The organism is Mesorhizobium sp. M0016 (genome assembly GCF_040324035.1).
Lineage (GTDB): Bacteria > Pseudomonadota > Alphaproteobacteria > Rhizobiales > Rhizobiaceae > Mesorhizobium.
In genome coordinates, this window is sequence record NZ_JAMYVM010000004.1 from 312,909 (window position 1) to 330,173 (window position 17,265).

General features: G+C 63.4%; 17 protein-coding genes. 10 read left to right on the forward strand and 7 right to left on the reverse strand.

Translation table 11 applies throughout. The features are described 5' to 3' along the window. The first annotated feature begins 6 nt into the window (after nt 1-6). The 7 genes from NKJ88_RS08820 to NKJ88_RS08850 all read left to right on the forward strand — a co-directional run bounded on the left by NKJ88_RS08820 (nt 7) and on the right by NKJ88_RS08850 (nt 5,435). Nucleotides 7-873, forward strand: coding sequence for an SDR family oxidoreductase (locus NKJ88_RS08820; protein WP_084026156.1), 867 nt, complete (start codon nt 7-9; stop codon nt 871-873). Between the two features lie 24 nt (nt 874-897). After that, entirely contained in the window at nt 898-1,089 is a 192-nt protein-coding gene (locus NKJ88_RS08825; RefSeq protein WP_023671673.1) for a twin transmembrane helix small protein, read from the forward strand. 19 nt (nt 1,090-1,108) lie between these two features. Then, nucleotides 1,109-1,690, forward strand: a complete 582-nt coding sequence (locus NKJ88_RS08830) for a cob(I)yrinic acid a,c-diamide adenosyltransferase (RefSeq protein ID WP_023698700.1) — start codon at nt 1,109-1,111, stop codon at nt 1,688-1,690. A gap of 31 nt (nt 1,691-1,721) precedes the next feature. Beyond that, nucleotides 1,722-2,522, forward strand: coding sequence for a rhomboid family intramembrane serine protease (locus NKJ88_RS08835; RefSeq protein WP_352443943.1), 801 nt, complete (start codon nt 1,722-1,724; stop codon nt 2,520-2,522). A 214-nt stretch (nt 2,523-2,736) separates the two neighbouring features. Continuing rightward, nucleotides 2,737-3,486 carry an electron transfer flavoprotein subunit beta/FixA family protein gene (locus NKJ88_RS08840; protein WP_023685322.1) on the forward strand — a complete coding sequence of 250 codons (750 nt, stop codon included), beginning with the start codon at nt 2,737-2,739 and terminating at the stop codon, nt 3,484-3,486. 20 nt (nt 3,487-3,506) lie between these two features. Continuing rightward, on the forward strand, nt 3,507-4,436 hold the full coding sequence (locus NKJ88_RS08845; protein ID WP_023824689.1) for an electron transfer flavoprotein subunit alpha/FixB family protein: 930 nt from the start codon (nt 3,507-3,509) through the stop codon (nt 4,434-4,436). A 120-nt stretch (nt 4,437-4,556) separates the two neighbouring features. After that, nucleotides 4,557-5,435, forward strand: a complete 879-nt coding sequence (locus NKJ88_RS08850; RefSeq protein ID WP_023671668.1) for a 3-hydroxybutyryl-CoA dehydrogenase — start codon at nt 4,557-4,559, stop codon at nt 5,433-5,435. A gap of 27 nt (nt 5,436-5,462) precedes the next feature. Here NKJ88_RS08850 and NKJ88_RS08855 read toward each other — a convergent pair whose 3' ends face one another. The 3 genes from NKJ88_RS08855 to NKJ88_RS08865 form a co-directional block, all read right to left on the reverse strand. Then, nucleotides 5,463-7,397: a PAS domain S-box protein gene (locus NKJ88_RS08855; RefSeq protein WP_050590548.1), complete on the reverse strand. Its 1,935-nt coding sequence runs from the start codon at nt 7,395-7,397 to the stop codon at nt 5,463-5,465. Nucleotides 7,398-7,599: 202 nt separating this feature from the next. Further along, a complete protein-coding gene (locus NKJ88_RS08860; protein ID WP_023824691.1) occupies nt 7,600-8,238 on the reverse strand; it encodes an NrsF family protein in 639 nt (212 codons plus the stop codon). A 1-nt stretch (nt 8,239) separates the two neighbouring features. Next, on the reverse strand, nt 8,240-8,791 hold the full coding sequence (locus NKJ88_RS08865) for a sigma-70 family RNA polymerase sigma factor (protein ID WP_023824692.1): 552 nt from the start codon (nt 8,789-8,791) through the stop codon (nt 8,240-8,242). A 204-nt stretch (nt 8,792-8,995) separates the two neighbouring features. On the opposite strand from NKJ88_RS08865, the gene NKJ88_RS08870 reads away from it, so the two are divergent. The 3 genes from NKJ88_RS08870 (at nt 8,996) to NKJ88_RS08880 (ending at nt 12,807) form a co-directional block, all read left to right on the forward strand. Beyond that, nucleotides 8,996-10,003 carry an iron ABC transporter substrate-binding protein gene (locus tag NKJ88_RS08870; RefSeq protein WP_352443944.1) on the forward strand — a complete coding sequence of 336 codons (1,008 nt, stop codon included), beginning with the start codon at nt 8,996-8,998 and terminating at the stop codon, nt 10,001-10,003. A 153-nt stretch (nt 10,004-10,156) separates the two neighbouring features. Further along, nucleotides 10,157-11,728, forward strand: a complete 1,572-nt coding sequence (locus tag NKJ88_RS08875) for an ABC transporter permease (RefSeq protein WP_352443945.1) — start codon at nt 10,157-10,159, stop codon at nt 11,726-11,728. Then, nucleotides 11,725-12,807: an ABC transporter ATP-binding protein gene (locus tag NKJ88_RS08880; RefSeq protein WP_352443946.1), complete on the forward strand. Its 1,083-nt coding sequence runs from the start codon at nt 11,725-11,727 to the stop codon at nt 12,805-12,807. The genes NKJ88_RS08875 and NKJ88_RS08880 overlap by 4 nt, the downstream gene beginning before the upstream one ends. Before the next feature lie 35 nt (nt 12,808-12,842). Here NKJ88_RS08880 and NKJ88_RS08885 read toward each other — a convergent pair whose 3' ends face one another. The 4 genes from NKJ88_RS08885 to ugpB all read right to left on the reverse strand — a co-directional run bounded on the left by NKJ88_RS08885 (nt 12,843) and on the right by ugpB (nt 17,035). Next, nucleotides 12,843-13,904 carry a sn-glycerol-3-phosphate import ATP-binding protein UgpC gene (locus NKJ88_RS08885; RefSeq protein ID WP_023673333.1) on the reverse strand — a complete coding sequence of 354 codons (1,062 nt, stop codon included), beginning with the start codon at nt 13,902-13,904 and terminating at the stop codon, nt 12,843-12,845. 7 nt (nt 13,905-13,911) lie between these two features. After that, nucleotides 13,912-14,760, reverse strand: a complete 849-nt coding sequence (gene ugpE, locus NKJ88_RS08890; RefSeq protein WP_023694018.1) for a sn-glycerol-3-phosphate ABC transporter permease UgpE — start codon at nt 14,758-14,760, stop codon at nt 13,912-13,914. Between the two features lie 9 nt (nt 14,761-14,769). Next, nucleotides 14,770-15,654, reverse strand: coding sequence for a sn-glycerol-3-phosphate ABC transporter permease UgpA (gene ugpA / locus NKJ88_RS08895; RefSeq protein ID WP_023685330.1), 885 nt, complete (start codon nt 15,652-15,654; stop codon nt 14,770-14,772). Nucleotides 15,655-15,724: 70 nt separating this feature from the next. Continuing rightward, nucleotides 15,725-17,035 (reverse strand): sn-glycerol-3-phosphate ABC transporter substrate-binding protein UgpB, encoded by a 1,311-nt coding sequence (ugpB, locus tag NKJ88_RS08900; RefSeq protein WP_023748492.1) that lies wholly within the window; start codon nt 17,033-17,035, stop codon nt 15,725-15,727. Between the last annotated feature and the right edge of the window lie 230 nt (nt 17,036-17,265).

A 17,265-nucleotide genomic window follows, 5' to 3' on the forward strand; every position in this document is an offset into this window, starting at 1 on the left:
TGGCAAATGGCAACCCTTGCTCAAACCACGATGCCGCCTGCCAAAGAGTTGCGCACCATCATCGTCACCGGCGCCTCGTCCGGGATAGGCGCCCACTGCGCCCGTGCACTGAAGGCGGATGGCTGGCGCGTGTTTGCAACGGCGCGCAAGCCGGATGACATAGCCGCACTTGAAGCCGACGGCATCGAGGCCTTTTATCTCGACTACCGTGAGCCGGATTCCATCGCAGCACTTGCGGCATCGGTGCTGGAGCGGACAGGCGGACGCCTCGACGCCCTGTTCAACAACGGCGCCCATGCACAGCCCGGCGCCGTGGAAGACCTGCCGGTTGCGGCATTGCGCGAGCAGTTCGAGGCCAATTTCTTCGGCTGGCACGACCTCACCCGACGCATCGTACCGGTAATGCGTCGCCAGGGACATGGCCGCCTCGTTCATTGTTCCTCCATCCTTGGGCTCGCGCCGGTGCCTTTTCGCGGCGCCTACTCAGCCTCCAAGCACGCGCTCGAAGGCCTGATGCTGTGCATGCAGCAGGAACTCAGGGGCAGCGGCATCCATGTCTCGCTGATCGAACCGGGGCCAGTGACCTCGAAAATCGCCAGCAACGGGCTGTTCTGGTTCCTGAAGAACATCGACCACAAGAATTCCGTCCACCACCTCGCCTATGCCTCGCAGCTGGCGCGGCTTCGGGCCGGCGGCAGCTCATCGCGGCTGAAAAAGGGGCCGGAGGTGGTCTATGCGGCCTTGCGCCATGCACTTCTGTCGCGGCGCCCGCGCCCGCACTATGTGGTAACAGTGCCGGCCAGGATCGGCGTGATGCTCAAGCGCATCCTGCCGGCATCGATGCTCTACCGCGTTCTGGCCAGACGCGCCTGACCGCAACAGAACTGGGAACAGATCATGGCAACCGTCATCAAAGTCCTCCTCGTCCTCGTCATGGTCGCCGTGGTGATCGTGCTTGTCCGCGGCCTCATCAACATGATGCGCGGCGGCTCCGGTGTGAGCTCGAACAAGCTGATGCAGGCGCGCGTGCTGTTGCAGGCGCTGGCGTTGGCACTGATCCTGCTGGTGGTGTACTTCACCCGCAAGTGACGGCCGTTCGGGAGGCGACGTGGTCAAGCTCAACAAGATCTACACCCGCACCGGCGATGACGGCACCACTGGCCTCGGCACCAGTGAACGCAGGCTGAAATCCGACCTGCGCGTCGATGCGTACGGCACCGTCGATGAAGCCAATGCCTGCATCGGCATCGCCCGCCTGCACACAGCGGCAAGTTATCCCGCCATCGACGCCATGCTGTCCCGCATCCAGAACGATCTGTTCGACCTCGGCGCCGATCTCGCCGTGCCCGACGACGGCAAGCCGCTCGGCTACGAGCCGCTGCGCATCATCGCCTCGCAGACCGACCGCGTCGAAAAGGATATCGACCTTCTCAACAAGGATCTGCAGCCGCTCAAATCCTTCGTGCTCAATGGCGGCACGCCGGCGGCGGCAGCACTTCATCTTGCCCGCACCGTGGCGCGACGGGCCGAGCGGATCATGGTGGCGCTGGCGCAGGACCCGGCCGAACATGTCAATCGCGAGGGGCTGAAATACATAAACCGCGTCTCCGACTTTCTGTTCGTCGCCGCTCGTGCGGTCAATGACAACGGAAATGCCGACGTGTTATGGGTGCCCGGCAAGAACCGCTGAATTTTCTCGAAGGCGGGAAAGGGCTTGGGGCATGTTCATCCCGCTTTACGACTCCAACAGGTTGCGCCACATCCGGCTGCAATATGTGACGATCGGCCTGATCGCGGCCAACGCGTTGGTCTTTCTCATCACCACGATCGGCGGCGAAAATTTCAACAACGCCGCCGTGCTCGGCCTCGGCTTCATCCCTTCGGTTGTCCACGACACGGCAGAACTCTCGCCCCAATTCGTCGTCATTCCGGAGAGCCTGAGTTACCTCACCTATGCCTTCCTGCATGCCGATATCATTCATCTCGGCGGCAACATGCTGTTCCTGTGGGTGTTCGGCGATAATGTCGAGGACGCACTCGGCCACATCCGCTACCTTATCTTCTACCTGCTTTGCGCCATCGCCGGCGCCTTCTTCCAAGGGCTCGTCGCCTGGAGTTCGGAGGTGCCGCTGATCGGCGCCTCCGGCGCCATTGCCGGCGTCGTCGCCGCCTATCTGGTCCTCTACCCCCGGGTGAAAGTGTGGGTGCTGGTCTTTGCCCGGATTCCGCTGCGTATCCCGGCCTTCATCCCGCTGATCCTGTGGATCGGCTTCCAGGTGGTGATGTTTGCCGCCGGCGGCGAAAACCAGATATCCTGGGCCTGCCATATTGGCGGCATCATTGCCGGTGGCGTGCTGGTGCTCATTATGCGCAGCCGCGGCGTGCCGCTGCTCGCCGGTGGCGACGGCGAGCCGCAACCCGCCGATCAGCCAGCCGCTTCTACTGGGCCGGCGCCAGCCGGTCCCGCTCCCGTGCAACCTGAGACGCGTTGGGGCCGGGGTGGCGCTTCCGGTCACAAGTGAACCGATTTGGGTGGTTTGGCCGCTGCCGTGGCATATTGACGTGTTGCGTCGCCACAACTACGGAGAGCGCCACCGCTAGGCGGCAGAAGACCAGAATTCGTCCGGCCAGGATTCCGTTTGGCCGGAATTCAGTCAGGAATGTCGGCTTTCGACAACTCTGCGGAGGCGCACGCTGCTATAGCGCGCCCGGATATCTCAGGAGAGGTGACAGACAATGAAGATCCTTGTGCCCGTGAAGCGGGTTGTGGATGCGAACGTCAAGGTTCGCGTCAAGGCCGATGGTTCGGCGGTGGAACTCGCCAACGTCAAGATGGCGATGAACCCGTTCGACGAGATCGCGGTGGAAGAGGCGCTCCGGCTGAAGGAAGCCGGCAAGGCCGAAGAGATCATCGTCGTTTCGGTCGGCCCGCAGCAGGCGCAGGAAACGCTCCGCACCGCGCTCGCCATGGGCGCCGACCGCGCCATCCTGGTCAAGACCGACGAGCAGACCGAGCCGCTCGGCGTCGCCAAGGTGCTGAAGGGCGTCGTTGACGCCGAACAGCCCGGTCTCGTGATCCTCGGCAAGCAGGCGATCGATGATGACTCGAACCAGACCGGCCAGATGCTGGCCGCCCTGCTCGGCTGGGCACAGGGCACTTTCGCCTCCAAGGTCGTGATCGACGGCGACAAGGCCAAGGTGACGCGCGAAGTCGACGGCGGCCTGCAGACGGTGGAACTGAAGATGCCGGCGATCATCACCGCCGATCTTCGCCTCAACCAGCCGCGCTATGCCTCGCTGCCCAACATCATGAAGGCCAAGAAGAAGCCGCTCGACGAAAAGAGCCCGGCCGATTACGGCGCCGACGTCAAGCCGCGCCTGAAGGTGCTCAAGACCGAGGAGCCCAGCGGCCGCAAGGCGGGCGTGAAGGTCAACAGTGTCGCCGAACTGGTCGACAAGCTCAAGAACGAAGCCGGCGTGCTCTGAGACTGGAAGGAACAGATAAAATGACCATTCTCCTCATCGCAGAACACGACAACGCCAGCCTTTCCGACCAGACCGCGAAGGCGCTCTCGGCGGCGCTGCAGATCGGTTCGGACGTGCATGTGCTGGTCGCCGGCAAAGGCGCCAAGGGCGCGGCCGACGCCGCTGCCAAGCTCGAGGGCGTGAGCAAGGTGCTGCTGGCCGAGGCCGTCGAACTGGCCGAGCGCCTCGCCGAACCGCTCGCCGCACTCGTTGTCTCGCTGGCCGGCGCCTACGACACCATAATCGCGCCGGCGACCTCGTCGGGCAAGAATGTCGCGCCGCGCGTGGCGGCCCTGCTCGATGTCGCGCAAGTCTCCGAGATCATCGAAGTGGTTTCACCAGACACGTTCAAACGGCCGATCTATGCCGGCAACGCCATCCAGACGGTGCAGTCGAGCGACGCCAAGAAGGTCATCACTGTGCGCACCGCCTCCTTCCAGGCTGCCCCGGAGGGCGGCTCGGCAGCTGTCGAGACGGTCAAGGCCGCGGCCAATCCCGGCCTCTCCACTTTCGTCGAGAACAAACTCTCGGAAACCGACCGTCCGGAGCTGACCTCGGCCAAGATCATCATTTCGGGCGGCCGCGCGCTCGGTTCCTCGGAAAAGTTCCAGGAAGTCATCCTGCCGGTCGCCGACAAGCTCGGTGCAGCCGTCGGCGCCTCGCGCGCTGCCGTCGACGCCGGCTACGCCCCGAATGACTGGCAGGTCGGCCAGACCGGCAAGGTCGTGGCGCCTGACCTCTATATTGCCGTCGGCATTTCCGGCGCCATCCAGCACCTTGCCGGCATGAAGGATTCGAAGGTCATCGTCGCCATCAACAAGGACGAAGAGGCGCCGATCTTCCAGGTTGCCGATTATGGCCTGGTCGGCGACCTGTTCGTCATCCTGCCGGAACTGCAAAAGGCGCTTTGACGCTTTCTGCCAAAGCGTATTAAATTGTGAAAGGGTGGGGTAGACGAAGCTGCCCCACCCTTTTAGTTTGCACTGCACAAAAAGCAGGCCGCAAAGGCCTTTTCGACGGGATCGCTGCAAATGGCCAAGATCGAGACGATCGGCATCATCGGCGCCGGCCAGATGGGCGGCGGCATCGCGCATGTATCAGCACTTTCGGGTTTCAAGGTGCTGATCTACGACGTCTCGCCCGACCGTATCGAGAAGGGTATTGCCACGGTCAGCGGCAACATGGCCCGCCAGGTCGGCTCCGGCAAGCTTGAGGAAAAGCTGCGTAACGAAGCGATGGCGCGCATTTCCGCAGCCCCCACCATGGCTGATCTCGCCGGTGCCGATCTGGTGATCGAGGCGGCGACCGAGGACGAGACGGTCAAGCGCAAGATTTACGCGCAGCTCTGTCCCCAGCTCAACCCGGAAGCCATTCTGGCGACCAACACCTCGTCGATTTCGATCACCCGGCTTGCGGCGCAGACCGACCGTCCCGAGCGTTTTATCGGCATACATTTCATGAACCCCGTGCCGCTAATGAAGCTGGTCGAACTGGTGCGCGGCATCGCTACCGAGGATCAGACCTTCGAGGCGGCCAAGGCCTATGTGAAACAGCTCGACAAGACGATCACCGTCTCTGAAGATTTTCCGGCCTTCATCGTCAACCGCATTCTGTTGCCGATGATCAACGAGGCGATCTACACGCTCTATGAGGGGGTCGGCTCGGTCGATGCCATCGACACCGCCATGCGGCTCGGCGCCAACCATCCGATGGGACCGCTGCAGCTCGCCGATTTCATCGGCCTCGACACCTGCCTGTCGATCATGCAGGTGCTGCATGACGGCCTGTCGGATTCGAAATATCGCCCCTGCCCGCTGCTGGTGAAATATGTCGAGGCCGGCTGGCTCGGCCGCAAGACCGGGCGCGGCTTCTACGACTATCGCGGCGAGCATCCGGTTCCGACGCGCTAACCACCAGAACGAAAGTTCCGTGCTCCCTCAGGACGCCGCTGCAAGCGGCGGCTCTGCTTGGCCTCTTGACCCGGTATCGTCAGGCGCCACGGAAACACAGCCGCGGCCGGCGGCCTTGGCCGCATAGCAGGCAGCATCGGCCCGGGCGATGATCTCGTCGACTTCACCGCTGTTGCTGTGGATTGGCGCCAGCCCGATGCTGGCATCGATCGCATGCGGCCGGCCGTCCCAGCTGAACTGCAGGCCGCGGATGGCGTCGATGACCGAGCGTGCGGCAATCCTGGCGCCGGCGCTCGGCCCGGCTTTCAGGATGACCGCGAATTCGTCGCCGCCGAGGCGGGCCACGATATCCTCCGGCCCAAGCGCACCGCGAATGGCCTCGGCAACCCGCTTCAGCAAGGCGTCGCCGGCGGCGTGCCCGCCAGTGTCGTTGACCAGCTTGAAATGGTCTAGATCGATGAACATGAAATGATGTTCGCCCGCCGGCCTGGCTGTGCCGGCCTTGCGGCTCCGGTCGACCAGTTCCTCCATGGTGCGGATAAAGCTCGAACGGTTGGCAAGGCCAGTCAGCGCATCATGCGCCGCGGCATAGGCGAGTTGGCGCTGCAAGGCGCGCGCATCTGTGAAGTCTTGGAAGACGATGACCAGGCCGCAGAACTCCTGGCGGTCGTTCATGATCGGCGACACCACCTGGCGGATGCTGCAGCGCGTGTCGTCGCGACGGATGAGGACGGCGCGACTGTTCTGGTCGGCAGGGCTGGCGCTGCCGAGCGCCGGCCGCGTCATGCCGATCCTTTGCCCGGTTTCTTCGTCCACCGCCCAGTAGACATGGCCAAGCGTCTTGCCGAGCGCCTCTGCGCCAACAACGCCGGTGAGCTTTTCGGCGACAGGGTTCATGAAGGTGATGCGGTTTGCGGCATCGGTGCAGATGACGGCGTCGCCGATCGACTGCAGCGTCACCCTCAGCCGCTCCTTCTCGTCGGCCAGCATTGCCGCCGATACGATGAGGCTTTCCTCGGTTTGCTTGCGCTGGGTGATGTCGGTCAGGCTGCCGATGGCCCTGACCAACCTTCCGTCCTTGTCGCGTTCGAGCGTCTTGCCGCGATCAAGGATCCAGACCCAGTGGCCATCCTTGTGGCGCATCCGGAACTCGGCTTCGAAGAACGGTGTCCTGCCCTCCAGATGGGCACGATCGGCTTCGGCCACGTTTTCGCGATCGCCGGGGTGGATCATCGCCAGCCAGCGGTCGGGGTCGCCGTCCAGCTCGCCATCGGCATAGCCCAGCATCTTCACCCAGGTGGCGGAGTAGGTGGTGCCACCCTTGCGCATGTCGAGGTCCCAGACGCCTTGTCCGGCGCTGGCCAGGGCAAAATTCCAGCGCGTTTCGGCCTCGGCTATGCGCGCCTCGGATTGCTTGCGCGCATCGATATCCTCGATCTGCGAGACCAGGTAGAGCGGGCTGCCGCTCTTCTCGTCGCGAATGACGGAACCGGCAAGATGGGCCCATACCGGCGTGCCGTCCTTCCTGAGGTAGCGCTTTTCGAAGTGGAAGGCGTTGACGGTGCCCGCTCGCATGCCGTCCATCGTCTCACGGCCGATCTGCACATCGTCGGGATGGGTGATCTGAAAGAAGGTCAGCGCCTCGATCTCCTGCTTGCTGTAGCCGAGCATGGCGGCGAAGGCCGGGTTGGTTTCGTGGATGCGGCCGTCGAGGCCGACAATGGCGATGCCGATCGCCGAATCCTCCATGGCGCGGCGGAAACGCTGCTCGCTTTCGGCGATCTGCCGGCGATCGTCCAGTATCCGGTAAATGAACAGGGCGGCGAGAATCAGCGCCACGGCGGCGACCGGCACCGATATCTGCAGGCATAGCTTCAGCACTTCGGCGCTGACATCGAGCCGCGACAGCAGGAGCGCGACCACGGCAGCGCAAAGCCCTCCGGCCGCAAGCACCAAAGCCACGTGACTGTCAGCCCGCAGGCTTTTTCGCTCTCGCCGCATCACTGTGCATGCCACCCCATGCGCAACACATTTCTGCAAAAAACACTGGATGATCGATTTTAAGGAAAGGTTGCGCCGGAGCCACCGGCAACACGGTGAACCCGCAAACAATTGCCGGCATGATTAAGGATCGGTGATTATTGGGCGATCTTGAACGGCCCGGTCACCAGCGCACGAAGAACCGTCCCCCGAGCGCGCCCAGACCGGCGAGGACGGCGATGGCGAGCGTGTACCAGGTGGCGACGAAAAGCGGCGAATCGTCGAAGCAGTGCGCGGCGTAGAAGGTCGCCGCCAGGCCGCCGGCGAGCAGTCCCGCGACCGCCCCGGCCAACACCGGCCGCGTCGGCGCGCCATAGCGCAGCATCCACAGGAAGACGGCAAGCGGGCCGATGCCGATCAGCGGGATGAACCCCATGCAGATCATCATGTTGGAGCCGACCATGCGCGTGCTCCACATCGGCTCCGGCACCATGAACAGTTCGAGAGCCACCGCCACGGCCACCAGCAGCGGCGCCGCCAGTATCCAGGCCGCAGCTCTCGCCGTCGAAGCGCCCGGCGTCGACAACGCCCGGACCAGGCCAAAGGCGGTGACGGCGAGCACGATGGTGAACACGAACTTCGCCAGGAACCGCATCGTGTGCATGGCGGTCATGATGTCGGGACGCGGGCCGATGGTGAGAAAGAAGACCAGAGCCGCGATCACCGCCGCGGCTGCCGCCGCCATCAACCAGGCCGAGCGCAGCGGCATCGCCTTGCTGCTTGTGTCGGCGTCGAGTGCCTTGATGAGATCCTCCGTCCTCATGTCACTGCCGCCCGAAGCGCCCCTGCCCAAATCGCTTGGCGATCGCGGCAAGCCCGCGATGCAGCGACACCCGCACCGCCGTCTCGCTGACGCCGAGCCTGGCCGCCGTCTCGCCGATGGAGCGGCCGTCGACCGAGATCGAAGAAACGACGGAACGCTGCGCAGCCGGCAGTCCGTCCAGCGCCCGGTTGATGTCGCGTTCGCTGACGGTCTCGGTTTCCGGCTCGGCAAAGGTCTCGGCGATCTCGTCGATCTCGATTTCGATGCGCCGTCCGCGCCGCCGGAAAGCATCGACCAGCTTGAAGCGGGCTATCGCATAGATCCATGGCAACACCGGCGCGTCCTGGCGCCAGGTATGCCGTTTCACATGAATGGCCAGCAAGGTTTCCTGCACGACATCCTCGGGATCGACCCCGCCCTGTACGATCTTGCGCCTCGCAAAGCCGCGAACCAGCGCGGCGATCCGGTGCAAAAAGTCGGCGTAGGCCCTTTCATCTCCCGCGATCGCGGCCCGCATCAGCCGGGAAAGCTCGGCCTCATCCTTGCCGCTCACAAGAGTTCACTCCCCGATCTTCGCGCCTCGGCACCGATTTGTTACGTGTCCGGCGAAATGATGTCCAAGCCAAAGTGCCGCAAAATCACGAAAGTTTGCGGGAGCGGCGACCGATTGAAGCAGCCGAGCAATGTTGACTACTGCTGTCAGGTATCGATAGGTGCAACCTGCGAAACCAGAACCACCGAGATTGAGGATGACGCCATGAGATACACGCTCTCCACCCTAGCGGGGGCCACAGCGCTGGCCGTGAGCATGATCGCCGGGCCGGCGATGGCCGCGGATGCCGGCATCATCGTCTACAACGCCCAGCATGAGAGCCTGGCCAAGGAATGGGTCGAAGGTTTCACCAAGGAAACCGGCATCAAGGTCACGCTGCGCAATGGCGGCGACAGCGATTTCTCCAACCAGATCGTCGCCGAGGGCGCTTCTTCGCCGGCCGACGTGTTCCTGACCGAGAACTCGCCGGCCATGACTCTGGTCGAAGCGGCGGGCCTTTTCGCGCCGGTCGACGCCGACACGCTGGCGCAAGTCCCGGCCGAATTCCAGCCGAGCAGCGGCAAATGGGTGGGTGTCGCGGCGCGCAGCACCGTCTTTGCCTACAACAAGACCAAGCTCACGGCCGAAAAGCTGCCCAAATCGATGCTCGATCTCGCCGATCCCGCCTGGAAAGGCCGCTGGGCAGCCTCGCCTTCCGGCGCCGATTTTCAGGCCATCGTCAGCGCGCTGCTCGAGCTCAAGGGCGAAGCCGCAACCGCCGACTGGCTGAAGGCCATGAAGGAGAATTTCACCGCCTACAAGGGCAACGGCACGGTGATGAAGGCGGTCAATGCCGGCGAGATCGAAGGCGGAATCATCTACCACTATTACTATTTCGGCGATCAGGCAAAGACCGGCGAAAACAGCAAGAACGTCGAACTGCATTATTTCAAGAACCAGGATCCCGGCGCTTTCGTCTCGATCTCCGGCGGCGGCGTGCTCGCCTCGAGCAAACACCCGAAGGAAGCCCAGGCGTTCCTCAAATGGGTGACCGGGAAAGGCGGCCAGGACGTGCTGAAGACCGGCACGTCCTTCGAATACGCTATCGGCAAGGACGCGCAGTCCAATCCCAGGCTGGTGCCGCTGGCCGACCTGCAGGCGCCGAAGGTCGATCCGGCGACACTGAACTCCAAAAAGGTGACGGACCTGATGACGGCAGCCGGCTTGCTTTAGGCTGGGTTCGTCCTAAAAGGGCAACGATTGCGCTCCTGCCGGACTTTCCGCAGGAGCGCTCTGTTTTCGAGATGGCATGTCCATGACAACACATTGCGTTTCCGGCCGCGCCTGCGGCGCCCCCGCCCCGGCGGCAGTGGCGCGGTCGAGCTGATGCAAACTGCGGTCGATCTCGAACGTTCAGGCCAGACAGTCGGGCGGTCCCGCCGGAAGCCCATGTCCTGGATCGCGCTTGCCGCCATAATTGTCTCGCTGCTGTCGCTGCTGCCGCTGGCGTTCATCATCTGGATCGGTGTGCAGATCGGCTGGGACACTGCTTCGGCCCTGGTCTTCCGGCCGCGCGTCGGCGAACTTCTGGTCAACACCGTGCTTCTGGTGGCGCTCACCGTGCCGATCGCCACCGTGCTGTCGGTGACGCTGGCATGGCTGACCGAGCGCAGCGACCTGCCCGGCGCCGGCCTGTGGGCTTGGCTGTCGGTGGCGCCGCTCGCCATCCCCGCCTTCGTGCATTCCTACGCCTGGATCACCATGGTGCCGACCTTGCACGGCCTGTGGGCCGGCGTGCTGGTCTCGGTTCTCGCCTATTTCCCGTTCCTCTATCTGCCGCTGGCGGCGGCTCTGCGCCGGCTCGATCCTGCTTTGGAGGACGCAGCCGCAGCACTCGGCCTTGGACCATGGCGGGTGTTTTGGCGTGTCGTGCTGCCGCAGCTGAGACTGGCCATTTGCGGCGGCGCGCTGCTGGTCGGCCTGCATCTGCTGGCCGAATACGGCCTCTACGTCTTCATCCGCTTCGACACTTTCACCACGGCGATCGTCGACCAGTTCCAGTCGACCTTCAACGGTCCCGCCGCCAACATGCTGGCCGGCGTCCTGGTGACTTGCTGCTTCGTGCTGCTCGCGCTGGAGGTGCTGGTGCGCGGCGAGGAACGCTATGCCCGCGTAGGCTCGGGTGCCGCGCGCCGCCAGCAGCGCACCAGGCTCGGTCGCGCCACCCTGCCCTGCCTGGCTCTGCCTGCCATCGCCACGCTTCTCGCCATCGGCGTGCCCTTCGTCACCATCGGCCGCTGGCTGGTCGCCGGCGGCGCCGATGTCTGGCGTTTGGACGAGATCGGCCTGGCGCTTGGCCAGACGCTGTTCCTGGCGCTGGCTGGCGCCTTGCTTGCGACCATCGCCGCCATGCCGATGGCCTGGATCTCGATCCGCGCGCCGGGACCGCTGCAGCGGCTGCTCGAAGGCTGCAACTACATTGTCGGTTCGCTGCCCGGCGTGGTCATCGCGCTGGCCTTGGTCACCATTACCGTGCGCATCGCCATGCCGCTCTACCAGACGCTGTTCACAATCCTGGTCGCCTATGCCCTGATGTTCCTGCCGCGCGCCTTGATCAGCCTCAGAGCCTCGATCGCACAGGCGCCGGTCGAGCTCGAACGCGCCGCCGCCAGCCTTGGCCGGCCGCCGCTGAAGGCGCTTTGGTCGACAACGATTCGCCTGTCGGCGCCGGGGGCTGCGGCCGGCATGGCGCTGGTCGCGCTCGGCATCATGAACGAGCTGACCGCCACCCAGATGCTGGCGCCCAACGGCACGCGCACGCTGGCCATGGCGTTCTGGTCCTATAGCGGCGAGATCGACTATGCCTCCGCCGCCCCTTACGCCTTCATCATGGTGGCGATGTCGCTGCCGCTGACCTGGCTGCTCTATGTCCAGTCGAAACGGATGGCCGGGCGATGAGCTTTCTCGAAATCAGTGGCCTCACCAAGCACTACGGCCCGGTCGCAGCCCTTGCCGGCATCGAGCTCAGCGCCGCAAGCGGCAGTCGCACCGCGATCGTCGGCCCGTCCGGCTGCGGCAAGACGACGTTGCTGCGGCTGATCGCCGGCTTCGAGGCGCCCGACCAGGGCCGCGTCGTGCTCGACGGCGAGGTGCTGGCCAATGGCGGCCATGCGGTGCCGGCGCACCGCCGCGGCATCGGCCTGGTGGCGCAGGATGGCGCCCTGTTCCCGCATCTCAGCATCGGCGACAATATCGGCTTTGGCATGGCCCGCGGCGAGGACCAGCGCGCCGAGCGCATCGCCGAGCTCGCCTATACCGTCGGGCTGGACAAGGCGATCCTCAAGCGCCGCCCGCACCAGCTCTCCGGCGGCCAGCAGCAGCGCGTGGCGCTGGCCCGCGCCATGGCGATGAAGCCCAGGCTGATGCTTCTCGACGAACCGTTCTCGGCGCTCGACACCGGTCTGCGCGCCTCGATGCGCAAGGCGGTCGCCGAACTGCTCGAAGCCGCCGGCATCACCACCATCCTGGTCACCCACGACCAGGCCGAGGCGCTGTCCTTCGCCAGCCAGGTGGCGGTCATGCGCGACGGAAAGTTCTCTCAGATCGGCACACCGCGAGAACTCTATCTGCAGCCGAAAGACCGCATGGTTGCCGAGTTTCTTGGCGACGCCATCATCTTGCCGGCAAAGATTTCAGGCGGCTTCGCCACCTCCTCGCTTGGTCGCATGGCCGTCGACTCGAAGGAGCGGCGCGACATCGCCCGCATCATGCTGCGACCGGAGCAGGTGCAGGTAAAGCGCACGTCGCGCGAAGGCATGTCGGGTCCTGCGGGCACGATATTCGCCGAGGTGACGGACTCGGAATTCGCAGGCTCGATGTGCACCATTGCCGTGCGGCTGTTGAACAACCCCGATCCGCCGGACGCCGCGGCGATCGGCAGCACACCGCTGACCTTACGCAAGCCGGGAATCGACGCACCTGCCGTCGGCGAGATCGTGCGTCTGACAGTTTCCGGCAAGGCGCATGTCTTCGCCTGAACTGCCGACGCGTCGGATTGGCGCGAGCGGCTGCGTCAATCGACTCGTTTCCCAGCATTGTCGAACCAATGCAGCTTCTCGGCCCTGGCCACGACGCGCAGTTGATCGCCGGGTTTGGCCGTGGCGCGGCCGGCCACACGCACGACGATGCGGTTGCCGCCGGCGGCACAGTGAAGAAAGCTTTCGGCTCCCACAGGTTCGACCGCCTCGACCGCCGCAGGCAGAATAAGCGCGCCGGATGATGCCTCGGCACTGAAGGTGACGTCGGCATCCTCAGGGCGGAAGCCAAGCGTGGCGGCGTTCGTAGGCGCGAAGTCAACCGTCTTGCCGTCGGTCAGCGCCGGACCAGCCGGTCCTTGCGAAAGAGGCAGAAGGTTCATCGGCGGCGCTCCGATGAAGGAGGCGACGAAGGTCGATGCCGGCTTCTCGTAGATGTCGAGCGGCGCGCCCGTCTGCTCGACCAACCCGCCATTCATGACGACGAGAATATCGGCCAGCGTCATCGCCTCAAGCTGGTCGTGGGTGACGTAGACCGAGGTGACACCGAGCGAGCGCTGCAAATTCTTGATTTCGACCCGCATCTGGCCGCGCAGTTTGGCGTCGAGGTTGGAAAGCGGCTCGTCGAACAGGAAGACTTTCGGATTGCGCACGATTGCGCGACCCATGGCCACGCGCTGGCGCTGGCCGCCGGAAAGCTCGCGCGGGCGCCGGTCGAGCAGCGCCGTGAGCTCCAGCACCTTGGCGGTCGAGCGAACCCTGCTGTCGATCTCGTCCTTGGGAGTACCCCGGTTGCGCAACCCGTAGGCCATGTTGTCGTAGACCTTCATATGCGGGTAGAGCGCATAGTTCTGGAACACCATGGCGATGTCGCGCTCGGTCGGACCGATCGTGTTGACGATCTTGCCGTCGATGGCGACGGTGCCGGAAGAAATGGTCTCAAGCCCTGCAATCATCCGCAACAGCGTGGACTTGCCGCAGCCGGACGGCCCAACCAGCACGCAAAGCTCCTTGTCGGGAATGGCGATCGAGACCCCCCTCACCGCCTCGACGCCGCCGGGATAGACTTTCTTCACATCCTTCAGATCGATGGTCGCCATCAGCTTCTCACTTTTCGGTATCGACCAGTCCGCGCACGAACCAGCGTTGCATCAGCACCACGATCAGGATCGGCGGCAGTATGGCCAGCATCGCGGTGACCATGACCAGATGCCATTGGGTATCGGCATCGGCGAAGGAGACCATCTTTCTAAGTGCGATGACGATGGTGTTCATGTCATTGCTGTTGGTGACGAGCAGCGGCCACAGGTACTGCGTCCAGCCATAAATGAAGAGGATGACGAACAGCGCCGCGATGTTGGTGCGCGACAGCGGCAGCAGGATGTCGAAAAAGAATCGCCATGGTCCGGCGCCGTCGACACGCGCCGCTTCCACCAACTCACCTGGGATGGTCATGAAGAACTGGCGAAACAGAAGCGTGGCGGTGGCCGAGGCGATCAGCGGAATGATCAGGCCGGCATAGGTGTCGATCATGCCGAGATCGACCATCACCTTGTAGGTCGGCAGGATGCGCACCTCGACGGGAAGCATCAGCGTGATGAAGATCAGCCAGAAGAAGACCATCCGAAGCGGAAAACGGAAGAACACGATCGCATAGGCCGAAAGGATCGAGATGAAAATCTTCCCCACCGCGATGCCGAGCGCCATGATCGTGGTGTTGAGCAGCAATCGGCCGACACTGACGCCGCCGATGCGGCCGACACCGCCGAACAGCGCCTCGCTGTAATTGTTCCAGACCTGGTCGCCGGGCAAAAGAGGCAATGGCGGCTTGAGGATGGTCTGCAGCGTCTGCGTGGAGGCAACGAAGGTGTAGTAGATCGGGAAAGCGACGATCAGGATGCCCAGGATGAGCACGGCGTGGGCGATGAGGGCGCGAAGCGGGGACTGACCAATCATCGCTCGCGCTCAACCGTAGTGGACTTTGCGTTCCACATAGCGGAACTGGATGGCCGTGAGTGAGATGACGATGACCATCAGGATGACCGACTGCGCGGCCGAATCGCCGAGGATCAAATTGACGAAACCGTCATTGTAGACCTTGTAGACCAGCGTCTCGGTGGCCTTGCCTGGCCCGCCGCCGGTGACGGCATGAACGATACCGAAAGTGTCGAACAGCGCATAGACAGTGTTGACGACCAGCAGGAAGAAGGTCGTCGGTGCGAGCAGCGGGAAGACGATGGTCCAGAAGCGCTTCGTCTCCCCGGCGCCGTCCATGGCCGCCGCCTCTATCAACGTCTTCGGCACCGCCTGCAGCCCGGCGACGAAGAACAGGAAATTGTAGCTGATCTGCTTCCAGGCAGCCGCAGATACCAGCAGGATCATGGCTTGGTTTCCGTTGAGCAAGGGATCCCAGGCGATGCCGAGACCTCTCAAGGCGTAGGCCAGCGAACCGATCGAGGGGTTGAACAGAAACAGCCACAACATGCCGGCAATCGCCGGCGCCACCGCATACGGCCAGATCAGCAGCGTGCGATAAAGGCCTTTGCCGCGCACCACCTTCTCGGCCATGACGGCAAGCAACAGGGCCACACCCATGGCGACCATCGCGGTCGCCAGAGAGAACACCAGCGTGACTTTGATCGAGTTGAGGTAGGCCGGGTCGGCCAGCACCTTGCGAAAATTGGCGAGCCCGACGAACTTGCTCTTCAGCCCGAACGGGTCTTCCCTAAGCATCGACTGGTAGAGCGCCTGCCCGGTCGGCCAGTAGAAAAAGATCAGCGTAATGGCGAGTTGCGGCGCCACCAGCAGGTAAGGCAGGGTCTTGTTGGGAAAGACGACGCGTGGAGACAGGGTGATTCCCTCGCTGTTCAGGAAATCGTCCACGCGGGTCCGCGTGGACGAGGTTCAACTGACAATCTCTTCAGTTTCCGATCGCTTCCTGAATCGCCTTGTTGCCGCGTGCGACCGCGTTGTCGAGCGCCTGCTGCGCAGTCTGCTGGCCGGCCAGCATCTTCTCGAACTCCTCATTCTCGATGTCGCGCACCTGCGGCAGGTTGACGAGGCGCACGCCCTTCGAGTTCTCGGTCGGCGCCTTGCCCAGCATCTGCAGGATCGGCGTCTCACGGCCCGGGTTCTTGTCATAGAAGCCGGACTTCTTGGTCGCCTCATAGGCAGCGAGCGTCACCGGCAGATAACCCGACTTCTGATGCAGATACTCCTGCACTTCGGTCTTGGACAGGTAGGAGAAGAACGCCGCGACGCCCTTGTATTCCTCGTCCGATTTGTTGCCGAACACCCACAGGCTGGCGCCGCCCGGCGTGGTGTTCTGGGGCGCGCCCTTGGCGTCACTATCATAGGGAAGCTGGCCGATGCCGTAGTTCATGCCCGACTTGACGATGTCACCGAGACCCCCCGACGATTCGGTGAAGATGCCGCATTCTCCGGCAAGAAAGATCTGCTTGGCTTCGGATGTACGGCCGCCATATTTGAAGGTGCCGTCCTTGGCCAGGTCGGCGAGCGCCTGGAAATGATTGACGAAGATCGGCGCATTGATCTTGAGCTCGACGTCGGTTCCGGCAAGTCCGTTCTGGTTGGTGCCATAGGAAACGTCGTTCCAGGCCGCGAAGGCCTCAAGGTGGATCCAGGTCAACCACGTCGAGGTATAGCCGCAGGAAGCGGCGCCGCTCGCCTTGATCTTCTTGGCGGCTTCCCACACCTCGTTCCAGGTCTTTGGCGGGTTGTTCACATCAAGCCCGGCCTTCTGGAAAATATCCTTGTTGTAGTAGAGGATGGGCGACGAGGAATTATAGGGGAAGGACAGCATGGTCCCGTCCGGCTTCGAATAGTAACCGACGATGCCGGGCAAATACTGGCTCTTGTCGAAGGTCACGCCGGCGCTGGTCAGCACATCGGCCACCGGTTTGATCGCACCTTCGGCTGCCATCATGACGCCGGTACCCACGTCGAACACCTGGATGATGTCGGGCGCTTGCCCCGCACGATAGGCAGCGATGCCGGCATTCAGCGTTTCGGGATAGGTGCCCTTGAAAACAGGGAGAATTTCATAGTCGCTCTGGCTGGCATTGAAATCCTTGGCGATCTTGTCGACCACCTCGGCATTCGCGCCGGTCATGGCATGCCACCAACTGATCTTGGTGGCGGCGAAGGCGGAGGTGGTGGAAAGCAGGGTCAAGGTGGCGGCAACACCGGCCGCAAAGCCGAACAACTTCATGTTTCATCTCCCGTTTGTCATTGGCGAAAGGGGCACTCCCGCAAAGGCAATATGTGTCGCTGATGACAATCGGACAACGGATTTGTTGCTGTTTCGTGAATTTCATACCCGGCTAACTTCGCGCCCCCTCGCCTTGCAACGAGGACAGAGAGAAATGCCAAGCCGGCTCAGCGATAGAATGGGGCATGGTGGGCCTGCAAGGATCGCCGACCGCCCAGCGATGCGTGAAG